Source organism: Methylobacterium sp. Leaf85 (assembly GCF_001422125.1).
Classification (GTDB): Bacteria; Pseudomonadota; Alphaproteobacteria; order Rhizobiales; family Beijerinckiaceae; genus Methylobacterium; species Methylobacterium bullatum.
This window is the reverse complement of sequence record NZ_LMME01000033.1, coordinates 169,059-186,742: the sequence shown is the minus strand read 5'-3', so window position 1 is coordinate 186,742 and position 17,684 is coordinate 169,059. Positions and strand designations below refer to the sequence as shown.

General features: G+C 68.6%; 19 protein-coding genes. 16 read left to right on the top strand and 3 right to left on the bottom strand.

All coding sequences use genetic code 11. From position 1 onward, the window contains the following. Positions 1-119 precede the first annotated feature (119 nt). From ASF08_RS20555 to ASF08_RS26250, 3 genes are all read left to right on the top strand, one after another. On the top strand, positions 120-383 hold the full coding sequence (locus ASF08_RS20555) for a helix-turn-helix transcriptional regulator (RefSeq protein WP_146180523.1): 264 nt from the start codon (positions 120-122) through the stop codon (positions 381-383). A gap of 802 nt (positions 384-1,185) precedes the next feature. Continuing rightward, a complete protein-coding gene (locus tag ASF08_RS20550; protein WP_055959032.1) occupies positions 1,186-2,424 on the top strand; it encodes a hypothetical protein in 1,239 nt (412 codons plus the stop codon). A 599-nt stretch (positions 2,425-3,023) separates the two neighbouring features. Further along, positions 3,024-3,377 (top strand): DUF4376 domain-containing protein, encoded by a 354-nt coding sequence (locus tag ASF08_RS26250; RefSeq protein WP_056251355.1) that lies wholly within the window; start codon positions 3,024-3,026, stop codon positions 3,375-3,377. A gap of 517 nt (positions 3,378-3,894) precedes the next feature. Here ASF08_RS26250 and arsH read toward each other — a convergent pair. Further along, positions 3,895-4,647, bottom strand: coding sequence for an arsenical resistance protein ArsH (gene arsH, locus ASF08_RS20545; protein ID WP_055959029.1), 753 nt, complete (start codon positions 4,645-4,647; stop codon positions 3,895-3,897). Between the two features lie 47 nt (positions 4,648-4,694). Here arsH and ASF08_RS20540 point away from each other — a divergent pair, with 47 nt between their 5' ends. The 6 genes from ASF08_RS20540 to ASF08_RS20515 all read left to right on the top strand — a co-directional run bounded on the left by ASF08_RS20540 (position 4,695) and on the right by ASF08_RS20515 (position 9,453). After that, entirely contained in the window at positions 4,695-5,042 is a 348-nt protein-coding gene (locus ASF08_RS20540) for an ArsR/SmtB family transcription factor (protein ID WP_055959026.1), read from the top strand. Then, positions 5,042-5,467, top strand: coding sequence for an arsenate reductase (glutaredoxin) (gene arsC / locus ASF08_RS20535; protein WP_055959023.1), 426 nt, complete (start codon positions 5,042-5,044; stop codon positions 5,465-5,467). The genes ASF08_RS20540 and arsC overlap by 1 nt, the downstream gene beginning before the upstream one ends. Positions 5,468-5,503: 36 nt before the next feature. Continuing rightward, the gene (locus ASF08_RS20530) at positions 5,504-6,799 is read left to right on the top strand and encodes an arsenic transporter (protein WP_055959020.1); all 1,296 of its coding nucleotides are present in this window, start codon (positions 5,504-5,506) and stop codon (positions 6,797-6,799) included. A gap of 7 nt (positions 6,800-6,806) precedes the next feature. Then, positions 6,807-7,979, top strand: a complete 1,173-nt coding sequence (locus tag ASF08_RS20525; RefSeq protein WP_055959019.1) for an MFS transporter — start codon at positions 6,807-6,809, stop codon at positions 7,977-7,979. A 113-nt stretch (positions 7,980-8,092) separates the two neighbouring features. Beyond that, on the top strand, positions 8,093-8,479 hold the full coding sequence (locus ASF08_RS20520; RefSeq protein WP_055959016.1) for an ArsR/SmtB family transcription factor: 387 nt from the start codon (positions 8,093-8,095) through the stop codon (positions 8,477-8,479). Further along, on the top strand, positions 8,476-9,453 hold the full coding sequence (locus tag ASF08_RS20515; RefSeq protein ID WP_055959013.1) for an arsenic resistance protein: 978 nt from the start codon (positions 8,476-8,478) through the stop codon (positions 9,451-9,453). Before ASF08_RS20520 ends, ASF08_RS20515 begins: the two co-directional genes overlap by 4 nt. A gap of 127 nt (positions 9,454-9,580) precedes the next feature. On the opposite strand, the gene ASF08_RS20510 is transcribed toward ASF08_RS20515, so the two are convergent. Beyond that, positions 9,581-9,994 (bottom strand): MerR family transcriptional regulator, encoded by a 414-nt coding sequence (locus tag ASF08_RS20510; RefSeq protein ID WP_055959010.1) that lies wholly within the window; start codon positions 9,992-9,994, stop codon positions 9,581-9,583. A gap of 44 nt (positions 9,995-10,038) precedes the next feature. Here ASF08_RS20510 and ASF08_RS20505 point away from each other — a divergent pair, with 44 nt between their 5' ends. The 7 genes from ASF08_RS20505 to ASF08_RS20475 all read left to right on the top strand — a co-directional run bounded on the left by ASF08_RS20505 (position 10,039) and on the right by ASF08_RS20475 (position 17,072). Further along, the gene (locus ASF08_RS20505; RefSeq protein ID WP_162238978.1) at positions 10,039-10,476 is read left to right on the top strand and encodes a mercury transporter MerT; all 438 of its coding nucleotides are present in this window, start codon (positions 10,039-10,041) and stop codon (positions 10,474-10,476) included. Positions 10,477-10,484: 8 nt separating this feature from the next. Continuing rightward, positions 10,485-10,715 (top strand): GDCCVxC domain-containing (seleno)protein, encoded by a 231-nt coding sequence (locus ASF08_RS20500; protein WP_055959007.1) that lies wholly within the window; start codon positions 10,485-10,487, stop codon positions 10,713-10,715. Positions 10,716-11,001: 286 nt separating this feature from the next. Continuing rightward, positions 11,002-11,397 (top strand): hypothetical protein, encoded by a 396-nt coding sequence (locus tag ASF08_RS20495; RefSeq protein WP_055959004.1) that lies wholly within the window; start codon positions 11,002-11,004, stop codon positions 11,395-11,397. Positions 11,398-11,478: 81 nt separating this feature from the next. Further along, positions 11,479-11,883: a FixH family protein gene (locus ASF08_RS20490; protein WP_055959001.1), complete on the top strand. Its 405-nt coding sequence runs from the start codon at positions 11,479-11,481 to the stop codon at positions 11,881-11,883. Next, the gene (locus tag ASF08_RS20485; RefSeq protein WP_055958997.1) at positions 11,880-13,406 is read left to right on the top strand and encodes an efflux RND transporter periplasmic adaptor subunit; all 1,527 of its coding nucleotides are present in this window, start codon (positions 11,880-11,882) and stop codon (positions 13,404-13,406) included. Before ASF08_RS20490 ends, ASF08_RS20485 begins: the two co-directional genes overlap by 4 nt. After that, a complete protein-coding gene (locus tag ASF08_RS20480; RefSeq protein ID WP_055958995.1) occupies positions 13,403-16,579 on the top strand; it encodes an efflux RND transporter permease subunit in 3,177 nt (1,058 codons plus the stop codon). Before ASF08_RS20485 ends, ASF08_RS20480 begins: the two co-directional genes overlap by 4 nt. 160 nt (positions 16,580-16,739) lie before the next feature. Beyond that, positions 16,740-17,072: a four-helix bundle copper-binding protein gene (locus ASF08_RS20475; protein ID WP_055958992.1), complete on the top strand. Its 333-nt coding sequence runs from the start codon at positions 16,740-16,742 to the stop codon at positions 17,070-17,072. Between the two features lie 28 nt (positions 17,073-17,100). Here the strand turns inward: ASF08_RS20475 and cueR are convergent, their stop codons facing one another. Next, positions 17,101-17,574, bottom strand: a complete 474-nt coding sequence (gene cueR, locus ASF08_RS20470) for a Cu(I)-responsive transcriptional regulator (protein WP_055958989.1) — start codon at positions 17,572-17,574, stop codon at positions 17,101-17,103. Positions 17,575-17,684: the final 110 nt, after the last annotated feature.

Here is a 17,684-nt window from a genome sequence, read left to right as displayed (position 1 = left end):
GGCACGAATCGGAGGATATCACCTTCTTCTGAGAACGCGAGTCGATGTGCCGTCATTGCACGTTTCGGGCGCTTTGGTGATAATGGCCTTCCATCGAATCCGGCTCGGAGTGCCTCGTCGTGTATCCCTCCCCAATGCAGCTGCGCGCCGCGCGGACCCTCGTCGGCCTGACGCAGGACGAAATTTCCCGACGCGTCGGCCTGTCCCAGAGGACCATGGTCGCCGTCGAGATGAGGAAGTCGTCCCTGAGCGCGCTCCACTCCGTGATGGGGTTTTACGCCGGCTTGGGCATCAGCTTCTCAGGCACGCCCGACTACACGGTGCAGACCGTCACCTACACGCAGGCGACGCCTCCGGACGTGCCCCCGATCCCGGCCACGTAAGGGGATGTCTGGCGGGCGGTGACCTGCGCGCGGCGCGGTTCGCTGCCGCGATGAGTTTGCCTCGGTAGCGCCCGCCCCACCGTGCCAGGACGCTCTCCACGCCCTCGCTCGCCAGCGTTGCCCGCACGGCGGCCGCGGTTGGGGTGACCCTCAGCCGACTCTCCCAATCCTCCTCGTGGACTAAGCGGACCGCGCGAATCGGTCAGGTGTAGTCAACGGGCACGAATGCGTCCCCAAGGGCGGCGCAAGCCGATCGGCATGCCCGGTAGGTCGGGACAGGGTCGGCGAGGATGCCGACTCGCAGCAGGCCTGCGAAGGTGAGTAGGAACGCCTGGTCACTGGGCATCACGCCTCGGCTCCGATCCTACCGGCGTCGATGTGCTTCACGGCCGACAGGGCCCGCTCCAGGGCCGCCGCGAGGTCGTCGGGTAGACCCCGATCGGGTTAGGAGTTCGAGCCACCAGCTCACCAAGCTGTTCGCGGATTCGATATGTCCTCACGGCATCAGGCGACGGCCGCATGCGAGCACAAATAAATTTTCGACCGCATTAGAGCCCCGTGGAGCCGTCCACGGGGCTCGTTGGCTGAATCCTCCGGTGCCTCGAAGTTAGGCCGTGGGCGAGGCTGAAATCGATGCTTTACCCCCGTGAGATCATGCACCCCGTCGGGGCGGTTGAACTACTGGTCTCGCGAAGTATATCAGCGGATCTCCAAAGCACATACCCATAGACTAAGGCTAATGTCGAGCGGATCATCGGTCCCGACACGGCGGTGTGGTGCCTGACGTGTCGATGGATACGACATGCTCAACACGGCACAGGCGCGCGACCGCGCCCTCGATTTCCACTGGCGCATCCCGGAGAACATCCTCTCGGCCGCCGGCATCCCCGACATCCCCGATCGCAGGCAGGACGTCGCCAGGCGCAGCGTCCTCGCGGCCGCGTGCATCGCGGCCGACATGGCGCCCGGCGAGGATCGCTGGGTCAGCTACTCGCGCCGCAAGGCGTTCTACGCCGGTCAATCGCGGTACATGGGCCTGCCCTACACCTACGACCGCGTGCTCGCCGCCGTGGCTGAACTCGTCGAGCTCGGGCTGATCGAGGAGGTCCGGGCCCGCCCTGGCGACCACCTCTCCACCGGGATGCAGAGCCGCCTGCGTGCGACCCCCGACCTCGTCCACGCCTTCCGCGACGCGCCCTTCGAGTACGAGACGCGTCGCTGCCGCCTCATCCTCAAGGACGAGGCCGGCGACGTCATCGGCTACGACCCGACACGTCAGACGCGACGCCTGGAGGCCGAGCTCGACCGCATCAATGCCTACCTCGGCAAGGTCTCGGTCACGATGCCGACGGGCAACGGGTGGGAGCACGCCACGCGCGTTGTCCGAGCCCGCAACGACCGCAAGGAGAAGGGGACGTGGGCCAGCGTCGTCCCGACCCCGAGCCCCGAGGTTTACCGCGTGTTCGGCCGTGGCCGTTGGGACCGCCATGGCCGGCTCTACGGATGGTGGCAGAACCTCCCCAAGGGACGCCGCCGGGAGCTCCTCATCAACGGCGAGGCGGCCTTCGAGCCGGACTTCGCCACCCTCCATCCGCGGATCCTCTACGCAGCCCGTGGTCACGTCTTGCGCCACGATCCCTACGTCACGGGGACATTCCCCCGTGACGAGGGCAAGCTCGCCCTCAACGTCGCCTTGAACGCGAAGACCATGAACGCGGCAGCGGCGGCCATTATGGACAAGGACGACTGGGAGCACGGCTGGGACTACACCCGCGGCCTGCTCAAGGCCGTCGTGGCGCGGAACACCCCCATCGCCGCAGACATCGCTGCAGACCGTGGGATCCGCTGCATGGCCGTAGACAGCGCCATGGCGGTGGATGTCCTCAAGGCCTGCGAGAAGGCGTCCATCCCCTGCCTGCCCGTCCACGATAGCTTCATCGTACCGGCCTCCAAGGGCCCGTGGATGGAGGCCAAGATGGACGAAATCCTGACGGGCGTTCTCGGCGCTGTAACCCGTTCTCCCTCAACGATAATCGGGTAATTGGTTCCACATATGGGCCCCTGGGCCCCCGTTGTACCCTTGGGCCCGGGCCTCCTGGTTCCCCGCAGGTCGTCATCCCGCCGTCGTCCCCCTGCTACCTTCCCCGTCGCTGCCGCCTGCCCCGTTCCCCGGTGTAGCTCACTACCGTGACGCTCTGCGCCGCCCTCCCTGGATGTGGCTGGCCGTCGACGCTCGGGGGGGGTCGTAGGAATGGCTCTACCCCCTACTGGACCGCCGTCGTTCCAAGTCTAGAACCGCCGCTTACCCCTTGCTAGACCGTCGTTATTCGCCCTCTTTTGCTTGTCCGATGCTGTTCGGTGGGGTATATTCTAGACTGTCGACGTATCCGTCGTCCTCGCGATGCACCACATCCTGAGCGCACCCTCCGGCCCCCGGGGTCGGGGGGTGTTATGTTTCAGGGCCCCACGTGACGTTCACCCCCTTAACGCCCCCGGTCCACGCTATCTTACATGGTTAGTCTCTCCCTCGACGTCATCTGCGACGCGGTCGGCGCCTGGCTGTGGCTCAGGTAGGCCCAACAGGCCGATGGCTCCTGGCTCGATCCGAACGCTCCGGCTCCGCCCGACGCGGCCGCTGTCCTGGCCTACGCATACGAGGCGCACCTAGCGGCCGAGGCGGGCGGCACAACGTGGGACGGCTGGGCGGTCGCCGTCAACGAGCGGGCCCTGACGCGCACGCTAAGCGAGGTCACCGCGACGCTGCTCGACGCCCGGAAGGACAGCGACCCGTGGACGTTCGCCGACGGGGTAGATCGGCCCCTCACGAACGACCGCTTGAAGGTGCTGAGCCTGCAGATCCGGAGGCATATTGGCGTCTGTCTGGCGGTCTACAACCAGGTCGCTGCCGGCATCGGCGCCGGCGCCATCACCACCGCGGAGGTCGACGGCGCCTTCGCCGACGTCGACGCGATCGTCTTGAAGGCGGCGTCGTGACCATCCCACTCCTGGCCATCCTCGCTCGCCCCCTGACCGCGTCGACCCTCTCCGAAGTGGCGGTGCTGGAGACAGCGACGCACGGGACCGTCCGGACCTGGGCGGGGTTCGTTCGGCGCAAGGCCAAGGAGGACGTGATGCCTAGCGAAATTTCTGCTCCTGACTGCGGAGCCGATCGCCTCCATCGCCGAGGCCGACGCGCCGGGCACGGACGTCGGCGACCTCGTCTACGTCTCGGGGACGCTCCACTCCGTCCGGTCCCCCTCGCTGACCGAGGCGGCATGCGGAAGCTCCAGCTGAGCCTAGTGAAGCTGACCGCCGTCGACGTTGGCGAAGGATCCGTCCACGTCGCGATCGTCGGCGCCCCGACGAGACGGCCCCCGTGGTCGCCATCGTGGCGGCCGACATGCCCCAGCGCTCAGACTCTTGTGCTTACGGTCGTGGAGCCCTTGAAATAGGGATCGCTATCCTACCGGGCGAGGCGATGGCGTAGAAGAGGTCGGCGTGGACGTGCAGATCAGGAGGGTCGCTTCACGAACCCGATGTCGACGGCGACGGCCTTGAGCCTTTCGGGCTCGCGCTCCTTGCGTTCCGAATACCGGTCGACGAGGTAGTCGGATCGCTCGCGGGTGAGGAGCGTGAACTTCATCAGCTCCTCGCAGACATCGACCACCCGGTCGTAGAGCGGACCCGGCTTCATCCGGCCGGCCTCGTCGAACTCCTTGTACGCCATCGGGACCGAGGACTGGTTCGGGATGGTGATCATCCGCATCCAGCGACCGAGCACGCGGAGGCTGTTGACCGCGTTGAACGACTGCGAGCCGCCGGAGACCTGCATCACGGCGAGCGTCCGCCCCTGCGTCGGGCGCACCGAACCCTCCGAGAGCGGCAGCCAGTCGATCTGGCTCTTGATGACCCCGGTCATGGCGCCGTGTCGCTCGGGGCTGACCCAGACGTGGCCCTCCGACCAGATCGAGAGGTTTCGGAGTTCCCGGACCTTCGGGTGATCGGCAGTGGCGTCGTCGGGCAGCGGCAGGCCGTGCGCGTCGTAGATCCGCACCTCGCCGCCCATCGCCTCCAACAGGCGCGCGGCCTCGTAGGCGAGGAGGCGGCTGAACGAGCGCTCACGGAGCGATCCGTACAGGATCAGGAAGCGCGGGGCGTGGGTGAACGGTGTCTTCACGTGCAGGGCGTCGGTCGTCGGGACCACGAAATGCCCCTCGCTTAGGTTCGGCATTCCATCGGCGAAGGGCTGCAGGGGCTTGTCCAAGACGTTTCATTCCTCTACGTTTCAACGATGGTTGAGATATTGACATCATGATGGACGAACGGCAAGCCGTGGCGGCCTTCGCGGCCCTCGGCCAGGAGCATCGCCTGCGTATCGTGCGCCAGCTCGTCACCGCCGGCCCTGACGGCACGGCGGCCGGGACGCTCGCCGAGGCGGTCGGCGTGTCGGGCACTAACCTGTCGTTCCACCTGAAGGAGCTCTCGCATTCCGGGCTGGTCACGTCCCGGCGCGAGGGGCGCTCGATCATCTACAGCGCCGCCTACCCGGACCTGTCCGAGCTCATCCAGTTCCTGATGCGCGACTGCTGCCAGGGACGCCCTGAGGTCTGCGCCCCGGCTGTCGCTGCCCTTGCCGCCTGTTGCACGGAGACCACCTGATGGACGTCGTGATCTACCACAACCCGGATTGCGGCACGTCCCGCAATACCCTAGCCCTCATCCGCAACGCCGGCATCGAGCCGCACGTGGTCGAGTACCTGAAGACGCCCCCAAACCGGACCCTGGTGCGCCAGCTTGCCGAGCGGGCGGGCGTGAAGGTCCGTGATCTGCTCCGTGAGAAGGGAACGCCCTTCGGCGAGCTCGGCCTCTCGGACCCGAGCCTGACGGACGATCAGCTTCTGGATGCCATCGGCGAGCATCCGATCCTGCTGAACCGCCCCTTGGTCGTCACCCCACTGGGTGTTGCCCTATGCAGGCCCTCCGAGGCGGTCCTCGACCTCCTTCCCGCCCAACAGGGCGAGTTCGTCAAGGAGGATGGCGAGCGCGTCGTCGACGAGCACGGGCGCCGCGTCGCTACCGCCTGACCCCACCCACACCCCCAAGAACAAGAAACAGTCCCGATGCTCGCGCTCGCCATCTTCGTGGTCACCCTCGTCTTCGTCATCTGGCAGCCGCGGGATTTCGGCATCGGGTGGAGCGCCCTGATCGGGGCCGCCGTGGCACTGGGCACCGGGGTCATCCATCCCGGGGACATCCCGGTGGTCTGGCACATCGTCTGGGACGCCACCTTCACCTTCGTGGCCCTCATCATCATCTCGCTCCTGCTCGACGAGGCCGGCTTCTTCCACTGGGCGGCGCTCCACATCGCCCGGTGGGGCGGCGGCCGGGGGCACCTGCTGTTCCCGCTGGTGATCCTCCTCGGTGCCGCCATCGCGGCGGTGTTCGCCAACGACGGGGCGGCCCTGCTGCTCACCCCCATCGTGCTCGCCATCCTGCTGCGCCTCGACTTCAAGCCGGCGGCGGCCCTGGCCTTCATCGTCGCCTGCGGGTTCGTGGCGGATTCGACCAGCCTGCCGCTGGTGATCTCCAACCTCGTCAACATCGTCTCGGCGAACTTCTTCGACATCACCTTCAGCCGCTACGCCGCCGTGATGGTCCCGGTGAACCTCGTCTCGCTGGCCGCGACCCTGGTGGTGCTGTGGTTGTTCTACCGGAGCGACCTGCCAACCACGTACCCGGTGACCGAGCTCGAACCGCCGCGCCACGCGATCAAGGATCCGCTTGTCTTCAAGGCGGCCTTCCCGCTCCTCGCCCTGCTGCTGGTGGCCTACTTCATGACGGCCCCGTTCGGCGTGCCGGTCTCGGTGGTCACCTGCGCCGGCGCACTGGTCCTGCTGGCGCTGGCGAACCGAAGCCGCGTCATCCCGATCCGCAAGGTGCTCGCGGGTGCCCCCTGGCAGATCGTCCTGTTCAGCCTCGGCATGTACCTCGTAGTCTACGGCCTGAAGAACGCCGGCCTGACCGATTACCTGGCGCAAGGCCTCGTGCGGCTCTCGGGCTTCGGTCCGTTCGTCGCCACCCTCGGCACGGGGGTCGCCGCCGCGATCCTGTCGTCGGTGATGAACAACATGCCGAGCGTGCTCGTCGGCGCGCTCTCCATCCAGCAGGCCCCGGACCTGTCGCCCCTGATGCGCGAGCTGATGGTGTACGCCAACGTCATCGGTTGCGACCTCGGCCCGAAGTTCACGCCCATCGGCAGCCTGGCGACCCTGCTCTGGCTCCACGTCCTCGACACCAAGGGCCAGCGTATCACCTGGGGCCAGTACATGCGGGTGGGCCTGGTCATCACGCCACCGGTCCTCTTGGTCACCCTGGCGGCCTTGGCGGTCTGGCTACCCGTTCTCGGGGCCCGGTAGCGATCCGATGGCCCCGGCGCGCCGATGGCCCGTGATCTCGGCCCTGGGCGTGATCCAGATCCTGACCTGGGGCTCCTCGTTCTACCTCCTGTCGGTGCTGGCCGCGCCGATGTCGAAGGATACGGGATGGCCCCTCGGCTGGGTTATCGGAGGGCTGTCCCTTGGCCTCCTCGTCGCAGGCCTCGTCTCGCCGCGGGTGGGAGCCTTCATCGGGGAGCATGGCGGGCGGCCGGTGCTGGCCTTCGCCGCCATCGCGCTGGCGCTGGGCCTCATGGGCCTTGCCCTTGCCCCGAACCTCACGGCTTACCTCGCGGCCTGGCTCCTCGTCGGCCTCGGCATGGGCACCGGCCTGTACGACCCCGCCTTCGCCACGCTCGGGCGCCTCTACGGCGCCGAGGCAAGGCCCGCCATCACGACCCTGACCCTGTGGGGCGGCTTCGCCAGCACGGTGTGCTGGCCGCTCTCGGCCTTCCTGATCGAGCGGGTCGGCTGGCGCGGGACCTGCCTCGCCTATGCCGGGCTGCACCTCTCGGTCACGCTGCCGCTCGTCCTGCTCGCGATCCCCCGGCCCCCCGCGCATCCGGTCACGCGATCCGAAGGCGCGATCCCCGGCGTCCGGCTCGATGGCCGGGAGCGTCGTGCCTTCCTCCTCATGGCAGGGGTGCTGACCCTCGGCGGCACGGTGATGGCCATGGTCTCGGTGCACCTCATCACCCTGCTCCAGGCCCGTGGCGTGGCTCTCACCTCGGCCGTCGCCTATGGTGCCCTGATCGGACCGGCACAGGTGGGTGCGCGCATCGTCGAGATGGCCGGCAAGGGTCGGCACCATCCCCTCTGGACCCTGACCGCCGCCATGGTCCTGGTGGTCCTCGGGATCGCGATGCTGACGGCCGGCCTACCCTTGGTCGGGCTGGCGCTGGTCCTCTACGGGGCCGGCAACGGGATCTACTCGATTGCACGGGGTACGGTGCCCCTGGCCCTGTTCGGTCCCGAACGCTACGCCGCGCTCGTCGGCCGCCTCGCCCGCCCGGGGCTGGTGGCCCAAGCGCTTGCACCCTCCGTCGGAGCCTTGGTCCTGACCCACGCGGGCGCGGACGCGACCTATGCACTGCTCAGCGTGCTCGCCGTGGCGAACGTTGCGCTTGCCCTATCGCTCTGGCGTGTCCGGCCGCGAAGCTAGGAAAGCGGAGGCTGCCTGGGACGTCCGCCGTGATCCGGTCCAGATCCGGTCCTTGCCTCCGACCCGTCGTGAGCCTACTGACGCTTAAACGATTCCATAACGGTTTAAGTGTCGTGCAGGAAAAGCAAGCGCTCGACGGCTTCGCGGCCATCGCGCAGGAAACCCGCCTACGCATCATCCGCATGCTGGTGACCGCCGGGGCGAAGGGCATGGCCGCCGGTGCCATCACCGAGGCCATCGCAGGTGCCTCGGCGCCGCGCATCTCGTTCCACCTCAACCACCTGGAGAACGCCGGCCTCGTCGAGAGCCGCCGCGAAGGTCGCTCGATCATCTACAGCGCGATCTTCCCGGCCCTGTCCGACCTCGTCGCCTTCCTCATGCGCGATTGCTGCGAGGGTCACTGCGAGGTCTGCGACCGCGCCATCGACCTGTTCGCCAAATGCACCGGACGGCCCCAGCGGGTCGAGCAAGCCCCCAGGATCGCCTGCGAGGAAGCATGACCACCTTGCGCGACATCCTCGAAGGCCGCCAGATCCCGATCTACTTCGCCGCCATCGGCCTGGCCGTCGTCGTTGCGCTGTTGGTCCCCGGAACCACGGCCCTGGACGTCGGGATCAACCCGGCCCTGGCGTTGATGCTGTTCGTCACCTTCCTCCAGGTACCCCTGCCCGAGTTGGGGAAAGCCTTTACGCGGGTCCGTTTCCTGGCGGCGCTCCTCGCCACGAACTTCGTCGCGCTGCCGATCCTGGTGGCCTGCCTGATCCAGTTCCTGCCCGCCAATCCGATGCTGCGGCTGGGCGTGCTCATGGTCCTGCTCACGCCGTGCATCGACTACGTTGTCACCTTCGCCCACCTCGGCCGCGCGGACGCCAAGGTGCTGCTGGCCTCCACCCCGGCGCTGCTGATCGCGCAGATGCTGCTGCTGCCGGTCTACCTCAACGTCTTCCTCGGCGAGGACGCCGCCAGGTTCGTCCAGGTCGGTCCGTTCGTGCACGCCTTCGTCTGGCTCATCGCGGTTCCCCTCGGACTTGCTGCGGCCGTGCAGATCTGGGCCGCACGCAGCCGCACCGGCCAGCGGATCGCCGCCGGGCTCGGGCTTCTGCCGGTGCCGGCAACGGCCCTCGTCCTGTTCGTGGTGATCGCGTCCGTCCTGCCCCAGCTCGGGCCCGCCCTGGACGACGCCCCGCGGGTGGTCCCCGTCTACGTCGTCTTCGCCGTGGCGGCTCCGCTGCTGGGTTGGGCGGTCGGGCGCGCGTTCCGCCTGGATGCCCCCACCGTCCGCACGCTGGCCTTCAGCGCCGCCACGCGAAACTCCCTGGTGGTCCTGCCGCTGGCGTTTGCGGTTCCGGGTGCCGTGCCACTCCTGCCCGCCGTCATCGTCACGCAGACGCTGGTCGAGCTCCTCAGCGAACTCATCTACGTCCGCCTCATGCCAAGGTTCGGCGCCCCGGCATCCTCGCCGGTCGACGCCTAGGTCGACGGTCGTTCCACGGACGAGCGGCTGCGTGACCCCGCATCGCCACCCGCTTCCGGCCTCTTGGGACCAAGACAAGGACGACCGGCGGTCCCGTTCCACTGCTGGGTGTCGGATGGGCCGGCTTTCACATCGGTGCATCGAGCATATCGAGAACCGGGCAGGCCGGCGTCGGGGCGCCGCTGCACCGCTCCACGGTGTCGCTCAGGATGCGCTCAAGCCGCGCGAGACGGGCGAGCTTGGCGCGGACCTCGGCAAGGTGGGCGGCTGCGACGTCCCGGACCTCGCCACAGGACCGGTGCCCGGGCGCGGCCAACGCCAGCAGGGTCCGGATGTCCTCGATCCCGAAGCCCAATGCGCGAGCCTGACGGATGAACGCCAGGCGCCGGACATGGGCAGGATCGTAGGCCCTGTGACCGCCCTCCGTGCGAGCCGGCGGCGGCATGAGCCCGATGCGCTCGTAGTAGCGGACGGTCTCCAGGTTGATCCCGGCCGCCGCCGCGATCTGCCCTATGGAGAGACCTCGCGCACCCTTCGCCATTTTTCGCTTGATCCCGTAGTGGCTACGGGATGCAGGGTGGCACGATGATGATCGACACACCATCCATGGCGCCTCCCGCAAGACCCGCCTCACGTCCGCGGGACGGCCTGCCGATTCCCTCGGGAAGCTGGTTCGCCGGGCTGGGCACGGTCGCCGGGCTGGGTGCCCTGGCGGCCTCGTCCTGCTGCGCCCTCCCGGTGGCGCTTGCCGGTCTCGGCGCGACAGGGGCGGTTTTCGGAGGATTGGCCATGTTGGCTAGCATCCGGCCGATCCTGCTTGGCGGGGCCGCCCTGGCCCTCCTCATGGGTTGGGCGCTGTTCTTCCGTTACCGGGCGACGGCATGCGACATGGCCGAACCATGTGCTCGCATGGGGCCGTCATGGCGTACCCCTGGCCTTCTGGGACTTGGGACGGTGCTGGTCGGTTTGGCGCTCGCGTGGGAACCATACCTTGAGCCTGTCGTGCTCAAGGCGATGCGGTGAGGCGGACGATGCAGCTTCGGTCCACCCTGACCTGCCCGCACTGCGGTCATCGAGCGACGGAGACGATGCCGACCGACGCCTGCCAGTTCTTCTACGAGTGCACCGGCTGCGGCACGCTCCTGCGCCCGAAGGCGGGCGACTGCTGCGTCTTCTGCTCCTTCGGCGAGGTCCCCTGTCCGCCCATCCAGGAAGCCCGCGAGAACGGCGGGTCCGCATCCTGCTGCTCGGGGTCCTCCTGAGCTGCGGACCGGACAGGAGGCATACCCGCTTGGTCCCGGTCCGGGCATGGTGCCGTGCTGGACGATCCGTCCTCTCCCGGTCACGATCCGACGCTCGATGGAGCGCGTCCGGTAGCCTCGGGTGCATGGCTCCGGGTCCCCGGGCGCGGGGCGTCCGGTCGTCGCGCGACACCTACGTCTTCCGTCCCGTGCCCGTCATCGCGAAACTCGCGCTCGTCGTATCCCCTTGGCGCGTCCGGTAGTCCCGTCCCTTCCTTGCCGGTCTGTGATGTGGCATCGTCGGACGGTGACCTTCTGGCTCGCCCTTCGCAGGCTGCTCCCGCTCCTGGCGGTCCTCAGCCTCGCCCTTGCGCCGGTGACCGCATCCGCGGCTGCCGCAGGCATGCGCGCGCCGACGGGCGTTCACGGTCACGCCATGGCGATGTCCGACGAGGCCATGGACGGCATGGCCGGGATGGCCATGGACGAGATGCCGTGCTGCCCCAAGGAGCGGCCGGACATGCCCGACTGCTCGAAGGGCTGCCCCCTGATGGCGCTTTGCCTGGCTAAGGTCGCCACCGGACTTCCGGTCGCCCTCGGACTTCCGGGTCGCGTCGCCCGCTTCGAGGGACCCACCTGGGCCGTCATCGCGTCCTTCGACAGCCTCTCGCAAGGGCCGCCCACCGAGCCTCCCCGAGCCTGAACCCGATGCCGCCGGCGTGAGCGCCGGCATGACGCCGCGCGTCCACGCGCGGCCCGCCATCGCGTTCAGGAGACAACACCCGTGACCCAGAAGCCTTTTCCGCGCGCCGTCTCGGCGGCGCTGCTCGGTGCCGCCCTGTCGGCGACCGCGTTCCCGGCGCTTGCCGACATCAAGGACTACCGCTTCGAGCTCTTGCAGCAGGAGGCCAAGGTCGGCGAGGCTGTCCTGTCGGTGCGCCTTCTCGATAAGCGCAGCGGCAAGCCGGTTCCCGACGCCGTGATCTTCGCCAAGCGCATCGACATGGCGCCCGACAGCATGGACGAGATGACCTCGAAGATCGAGCAGCTCCCCACGACCGAGCCGGGCGTCTATCGCTTCAAGGCGAAGCTCACGATGGCCGGCGGCTGGCGCCTGTCGCTCGGGGCCAAGGTCCAGGGCGAGACCGGCACGGTCGAGGACAAGCTGGTCTTCAAGGCCGTCAAGTGAGCCGCGCGGCCTGGTTCGCCGGGACCCTCGCCGCACTCGCGGCGGGGGGCGCCGGCTATGTCGCGGGGCATGGGGAGAACCCCGTGCCGGCGCTCGCCGAGCGCGCCCGGACGGAGCTCGCCCGGTGGTCTCCGGCCCCCATGCCGGCCGCGCAGGCTACGGCCCCCACGAAGGCGGCCGGACCGGTGGTCTACTACCAGGACCCGGACGGGAAGCCGGTCTACTCGCTGTCGCCGATGGCGACCGCGGATGGCCGGGAGTTCCGCGCGGTCCACGCCAGCGAGGACGTGCGCTTCGACGCTTCGGACGACGGCGAGGCCATGCCTGCCGACATGGCCGGCCAGGGGATGGCCGGGCATGACTTGGCCGCCCAGGACATGGGGAAGGCCGGGGACGCGAAGCCCGCCGCGGGCGCCCGCCGCATCCGCTACTACCGCAACCCGATGGGGCTGCCGGACACCTCGGCCACGCCCAAGAAGGATTCGATGGGGATGGACTACATCCCCGTCTACGAGGGTGAGGACAGCGACGGCAACGTCGTCACCGTCTCGCCCGGCAAGGTGCAGCGCACCGGCGTGCGGACCGAGGTCATCGAGCGCCGGGTGGTGGCGCAGCCCGTCCGGGTGCCCGGCACGGTCGCCCTCGACGAGCGGCGGGTGACGGTCATCGCGACCCGGTCGGACGCCTACGTCGACCATGTCGAGAACGTCACCACCGGCGACCGCGTCCGCAAGGGCCAGGCGCTGGTCCACGTCTACTCGCCCGAGATCAACGCGGCGGCGGCCCAGCTCATCGCCAACCCGGGCTTCGACGGCGCGAGGCGGCGCCTGCGGAACCTGAACGTCTCCGAGGCGGTGATCGACGAGATGGAGCGGACCCGGAACGTGCCGATGGCCATCACCTGGTCGTCGCCCCGGGACGGCATCGTCCTGCAACGGACCGCCATCGAGGGCATGAAGGCCGCGGCCGGCGATACCCTGTTCCGCATCGGCGACATCGCGACGATGTGGGTGCTCGCCGACGTGCCCGAGCGCGACCTTTCCAACGTCCGCGTCGGGCAAGCCGCCACGATCCGCCTGCGCTCGGCCCCGGGGCGCATCTACTCCGGCAAGGTCGGGACGATCTATCCGCAGGTGAACCCGGAGACCCGGGCCACGCGGGTGCGCATCGAGCTCCCGAACCCCGACGGCACCTTGCTGCCCGACATGTATGCCGACGTCGAGGTCGCGACCGGCGACACCAAGCCCGTGGTCGCGGTGCCGGACGACGCCGTCATCGACACCGGCGAGCGGCAGGTGGTGCTCCTCGACCGCGGGGAAGGCCGTTTCGAGCCGAAGGAGGTCAAGGTCGGCGTGCGCGGCACCGGCTACACCGAGATCCGCGACGGCATCTCGGCCGGCGACCGCGTCGTGACCTCCGCGAACTTCCTCATCGACGCCGAGAGCAACCTGAAGGCGGCCCTCCAGGGCATGGCGCCGCCCAAGGACGACCGGCTGGCCGCCGACGCGGGAGGCACGCCATGATCGCGCGCCTCATTGGCTGGTCGGCACGTAACCTCGTCCTGGTGCTGGTTGGGACCGTGTTCGCCGTCGCGGTCGGGGTGATGTCGCTGCGCACCCTGCCGCTCGACGCCATCCCCGACCTCTCGGACGTGCAGGCCATCGTCTACACGGAGTACCCGGGCCAGGCGCCACAGGTCGTGGAGGATCAGGTCACCTACCCGCTGACCACCGCCATGTTGACGGTGCCGAAGGCGAAGGTGGTGCGCGGCTTCTCGTTCTTCGGCGTGTCGTTCGTCTACGTCATCTTCGAGGACGGCACCGACCCGTACTGGGGCCGCTCGCGGGTGCTCGAATACCTCAACGCCGCGGCGAGCCGCCTGCCGGCCGGGGTAACCCCGACACTCGGCCCCGACGCCACGGGCGTGGGTTGGGTCTACCAGTACGTCGTCGTCGCAAAGGAACGGACGCTCGCCGAGCTTCGCTCCCTGCAGGACTGGGTGGTCCGGTTCGGGGCCTCGCGGGCAGAGGGCGTCGCCGAGGTCGCCGGCGTCGGCGGCTTCGTCAAGCAGTACAACGTCGTGGTCGACCCGAACCGGCTTCGTGCCCAGGGCATCTCCCTCAACAAGCTCCGGGACGCAATCCGGTCGAGCAACGCCGACGTCGGCGGCCGCACGGTCGAGCTCTCCGAGTTCGAGTTCATGGTCCGCGGTCGCGGCTACCTGAGGGGCGTCGCCGACATCGAGAACATCGTCCTCAAGACTTCCGGCGGCACGCCGCTGCGGGTCCGGGACGTCGCCCGGGTCGAGCTCGGACCGGACGAGCGTCGGGGCATCACCGAGATGAACGGCGAGGGCGAGGTCGCCGGCGGCATCGTCCTGCAGCGCTTCGGCGCGAACGCGCTGAACGTCATCGAGGGCGTGAAGGCGAAGCTTGCGGAGGTGGCGAAAAGCCTGCCCGCGGGCACCGAGATCCTGCCGGTCTACGACCGCTCCCAGCTCATCGACGCGGCCATCGACACCCTGCGGCACACGCTGGTCGAGGAGAGCGTCGTCGTCTCGCTCGTGTGCGTCGTGTTCCTGCTGCATGTGAGGAGCGCGCTCGTCGCCATCCTGATGCTGCCGGTCGGGATCCTGATGGCGTTCGTCGGCATGCGAGCCCTGGGTCTCGGCGCCAACATCATGAGCCTGGGCGGCATCGCCATCGCGGTCGGCGCCATGATCGACGCCGCCATCGTGATGATCGAGAACGCCCACAAGCACCTGGAACGGGCGCCGCCAGGCAAGCCGCGGACGGAGATCCTGGTGGAGGCGGCGTCCGAGGTCGGCCCATCCCTGTTCTTCTCGCTCCTCATCATCACGGTCAGCTTCCTGCCGATCTTCACACTGGAGAGCCAGGAAGGCCGGCTGTTCGGGCCGCTGGCCTTCACCAAGACCTTCGCCATGGCGGCAGCCGCGATCCTGTCGGTGACCTTGGTCCCCGCGCTGATGGTGCTGTTCGTGCGGGGCCGGATCATCCCGGAGCACAGGAACCCGCTGAACCGGCTCCTGATCTGGCTCTACCGGCCGCTCATCGCGGGCGTCCTGCGGGCGCGGGTGCTGACTGTCCTGCTCGCCCTCGGGGTGCTGGCGGCGACCGTGTGGCCGGCCCGTCAGCTCGGCTCGGAGTTCATGCCCGACCTCAACGAGGGCACGCTGATGTACATGCCGACGACCCTGCCGGGCCTGTCGGTGACCAAGGCCGGCGAGCTCCTCGCGACCCAGGACCGCATCATAAAATCCTTCCCGGAGGTAGCCTCGGTCTACGGCAAGGCGGGCCGCGCCAACACCGCGACCGACCCGGCGCCGATGGAGATGTTCGAGACGGTCATCGCGCTGAAGCCGCCGTCCGAGTGGCGCCCCGGCGTGACGCTGGCGAGCCTCAAGGCCGAGATGGACAAGGCCCTGCAGTTCCCGGGCGTGTCGAATGCATGGACGCAGCCGATCCGCGCCCGCATCGACATGCTCTCGACCGGCATTCGCACGCCCGTCGGCATCAAGGTGCTGGGCACCGACCTTAAGGAGATGGAAGGGGTCGCTCGCCAGGTCGAGGCGGTGGTGCGCAACGTGCCGGGCACGTCGAGCGCCTACGCCGAGCGGGTCATCGGCGGCTACTTCCTCGACATCACGCCGGACCGGGAGGCGCTCGGGCGCTACGGGCTGATGGTCGGGGACGTGCAGGACGTCATCGCGACGGCGCTTGGCGGCCAGAGCGTGACGAACACCGTCGAGGGACGCGAACGCTACACCGTCAACGTCCGCTACCCCCGGGCCTTCCGGTCCGATCCGCGGGCCATCGCCGACGAGGTGCAGGTGCCACTCCCGGCTGGGGGCACGGTGCCGTTGCGCGAGGTCGCCAAGGTCGAACTCACCCGGGGCCCGACCTCGATCCGCACGGAGAACGGACAGCTTGCGGTCTACATCTTCGTCGACATCAATGGGCGCGACCTCGGCGGCTACGTGGCCGAGGCGCGCAAGGCCGTGGTGGACGAGGTCAAGCTCCCACAGGGCACGACCCTGCAGTGGAGCGGGCAGTACGAATACCTGGAGCGGGCCGAGGCGCGCCTGAAGGTCGTGGTGCCGCTGACGCTGCTCGTCGTGTTCCTGCTGCTGTTCATCAACTTCCGGCGCCTGACCGAGACGCTCATCGTCATGCTGTCGCTGCCGTTCGCCCTGGTCGGCGGCATCTGGCTGATGTGGTGGATGGGCTTCAACATGTCGGTGGCCGTGGCGGTGGGCTTCATCGCGCTCGCCGGCGTCGCCGCCGAGACAGGGGTGATCATGCTGGTCTACCTCGACCACGCGCTCGACGAGGTCCGGGCCGCCTGCGCACGCGAGGGGCGGCCCCTGAACCGCGAGGACCTGCGGCGGGCGATCATGGTCGGTGCGGTCGAGCGGGTTCGCCCGAAGATGATGACCGTGACCGCCATCATGGCCGGCCTGATCCCGATCCTGTGGAGCACGGGCGCCGGCTCCGAAGTGATGCAGCGCATCGCCGTGCCGATGATCGGCGGGATGGTGTCCTCGACCGTGCTGACGCTGGTCGTCATCCCGGCGGTCTACGCCCTCGTGAAGGGATGGGGTCTGTCCGCGGCCGCCGAGACGCCGGCGAGCGTCGCCCCGGCCGAACGACCCGCTTACCGCGAGGCGGCGGAGTAGGCGCTTGCGGACGGATTGAGTATCCCGGGCATGAGAGAAGGAATTTATTAGAACGAACTATAGCCGTCTGAGTTGACAGAATGAGCAAGGCAATACTGGAGGGGTACTGTCATCCAGTGCTGACGCTCGTTTCTTTTTGTCTAACATCAAGGAGCTTCACATGAGCAATATGTCGAGCGAGATGCAGTCCTGCATCGACGAATGTCTTCGCTGCTACCAGACCTGCCTCGGCATGGCCTCGAACCGCTGCCTGCCGGCCGGCGGCAAGCACGTCGAGCCCGAGCACTTCCGCCTGATGCTGGCCTGCGCCGAGATGTGCCGGACGTCGGCGCACTTCATGCTGATCGGGACGAGGCATCACAAGCACACCTGCGCCGAGTGCGCCGACGTCTGCGAGGATTGTGCCCGAAGCTGCGAGCAGGTCGGCGACATGCAGCATTGCGTCGAGCAGTGCCGCCGCTGCGCCGAGAGCTGCCGGAAGATGGCTGCCTGACCGAAGCGCCGCCGGGGCCGGTTCGGACTCAGCGACCGGCCACGGCCTTCCGGCGCGGTGCGGGGGGCGGCATCGCCCCCGGGGAGGCGCCCGGATGGCAGGGCGGGACGTTCGCCCCGGTCTCCAGGCTGGCGATGATCGGGCAGTCCGGCCGGCCGTCGCCATCGCAGGCGTCGGCCAGGGACCGGAGGGCGTTCGCCATCTCGTTGAGTTGGCGGGCCCGCTGTTCGAGCTCCTTCACGTGGGCCCTCGCGATGGCCTTCACCTCGGCGTTGCTGCGGGCAGGGTCGCTCCAGAGCCCGAGCAGCACCCGGATGCGGTCCAGCGAGAAGCCCAGGTCCCGGGCGTGCCGGATGAAGCCGAGCCGGTGCAGGTCGGCGGTGCCATAATCGCGATAGCCGCTGTCGCGCCGGTCCGCCGGGGGCACGAGCCCGATGCTCTCGTAGTGCCGGATCATCTTGGCCGAGACCCCGGAGGCCCGGCTCGCCTCGCCAATGTTCATCGTGAGAGTCCCTCCGTTGACCTTCCTATGATGGGAAGGTGCAGGAAGGTCCGCAAGCCCAATCGGCCGCTGCCCGCACCCTGCTTCCACTTCGAGGCCCGGACGGCATC

Bases quoted from the DNA above. Each gene is read 5' to 3' on its own strand.
- ASF08_RS20550 (WP_055959032.1), top strand. From the start codon at position 1,186: ATGCTCAACACGGCACAGGCGCGCGACCGCGCCCTCGATTTCCACTGG.
- ASF08_RS20540 (WP_055959026.1), top strand. From the start codon at position 4,695: ATGATGGACGAACGGCAAGCCGTGGCGGCCTTCGCGGCCCTCGGCCAG.
- arsC (WP_055959023.1), top strand. From the start codon at position 5,042: ATGGACGTCGTGATCTACCACAACCCGGATTGCGGCACGTCCCGCAAT.
- ASF08_RS20530 (WP_055959020.1), top strand. From the start codon at position 5,504: ATGCTCGCGCTCGCCATCTTCGTGGTCACCCTCGTCTTCGTCATCTGG.
- ASF08_RS20525 (WP_055959019.1), top strand. From the start codon at position 6,807: ATGGCCCCGGCGCGCCGATGGCCCGTGATCTCGGCCCTGGGCGTGATC.
- ASF08_RS20515 (WP_055959013.1), top strand. From the start codon at position 8,476: ATGACCACCTTGCGCGACATCCTCGAAGGCCGCCAGATCCCGATCTAC.
- ASF08_RS20510 (WP_055959010.1), bottom strand. From the start codon at position 9,994: ATGGCGAAGGGTGCGCGAGGTCTCTCCATAGGGCAGATCGCGGCGGCG.
- ASF08_RS20505 (WP_162238978.1), top strand. From the start codon at position 10,039: ATGATGATCGACACACCATCCATGGCGCCTCCCGCAAGACCCGCCTCA.
- ASF08_RS20500 (WP_055959007.1), top strand. From the start codon at position 10,485: ATGCAGCTTCGGTCCACCCTGACCTGCCCGCACTGCGGTCATCGAGCG.
- ASF08_RS20480 (WP_055958995.1), top strand. From the start codon at position 13,403: ATGATCGCGCGCCTCATTGGCTGGTCGGCACGTAACCTCGTCCTGGTG.
- ASF08_RS20475 (WP_055958992.1), top strand. From the start codon at position 16,740: ATGAGCAATATGTCGAGCGAGATGCAGTCCTGCATCGACGAATGTCTT.
- cueR (WP_055958989.1), bottom strand. From the start codon at position 17,574: ATGAACATTGGCGAGGCGAGCCGGGCCTCCGGGGTCTCGGCCAAGATG.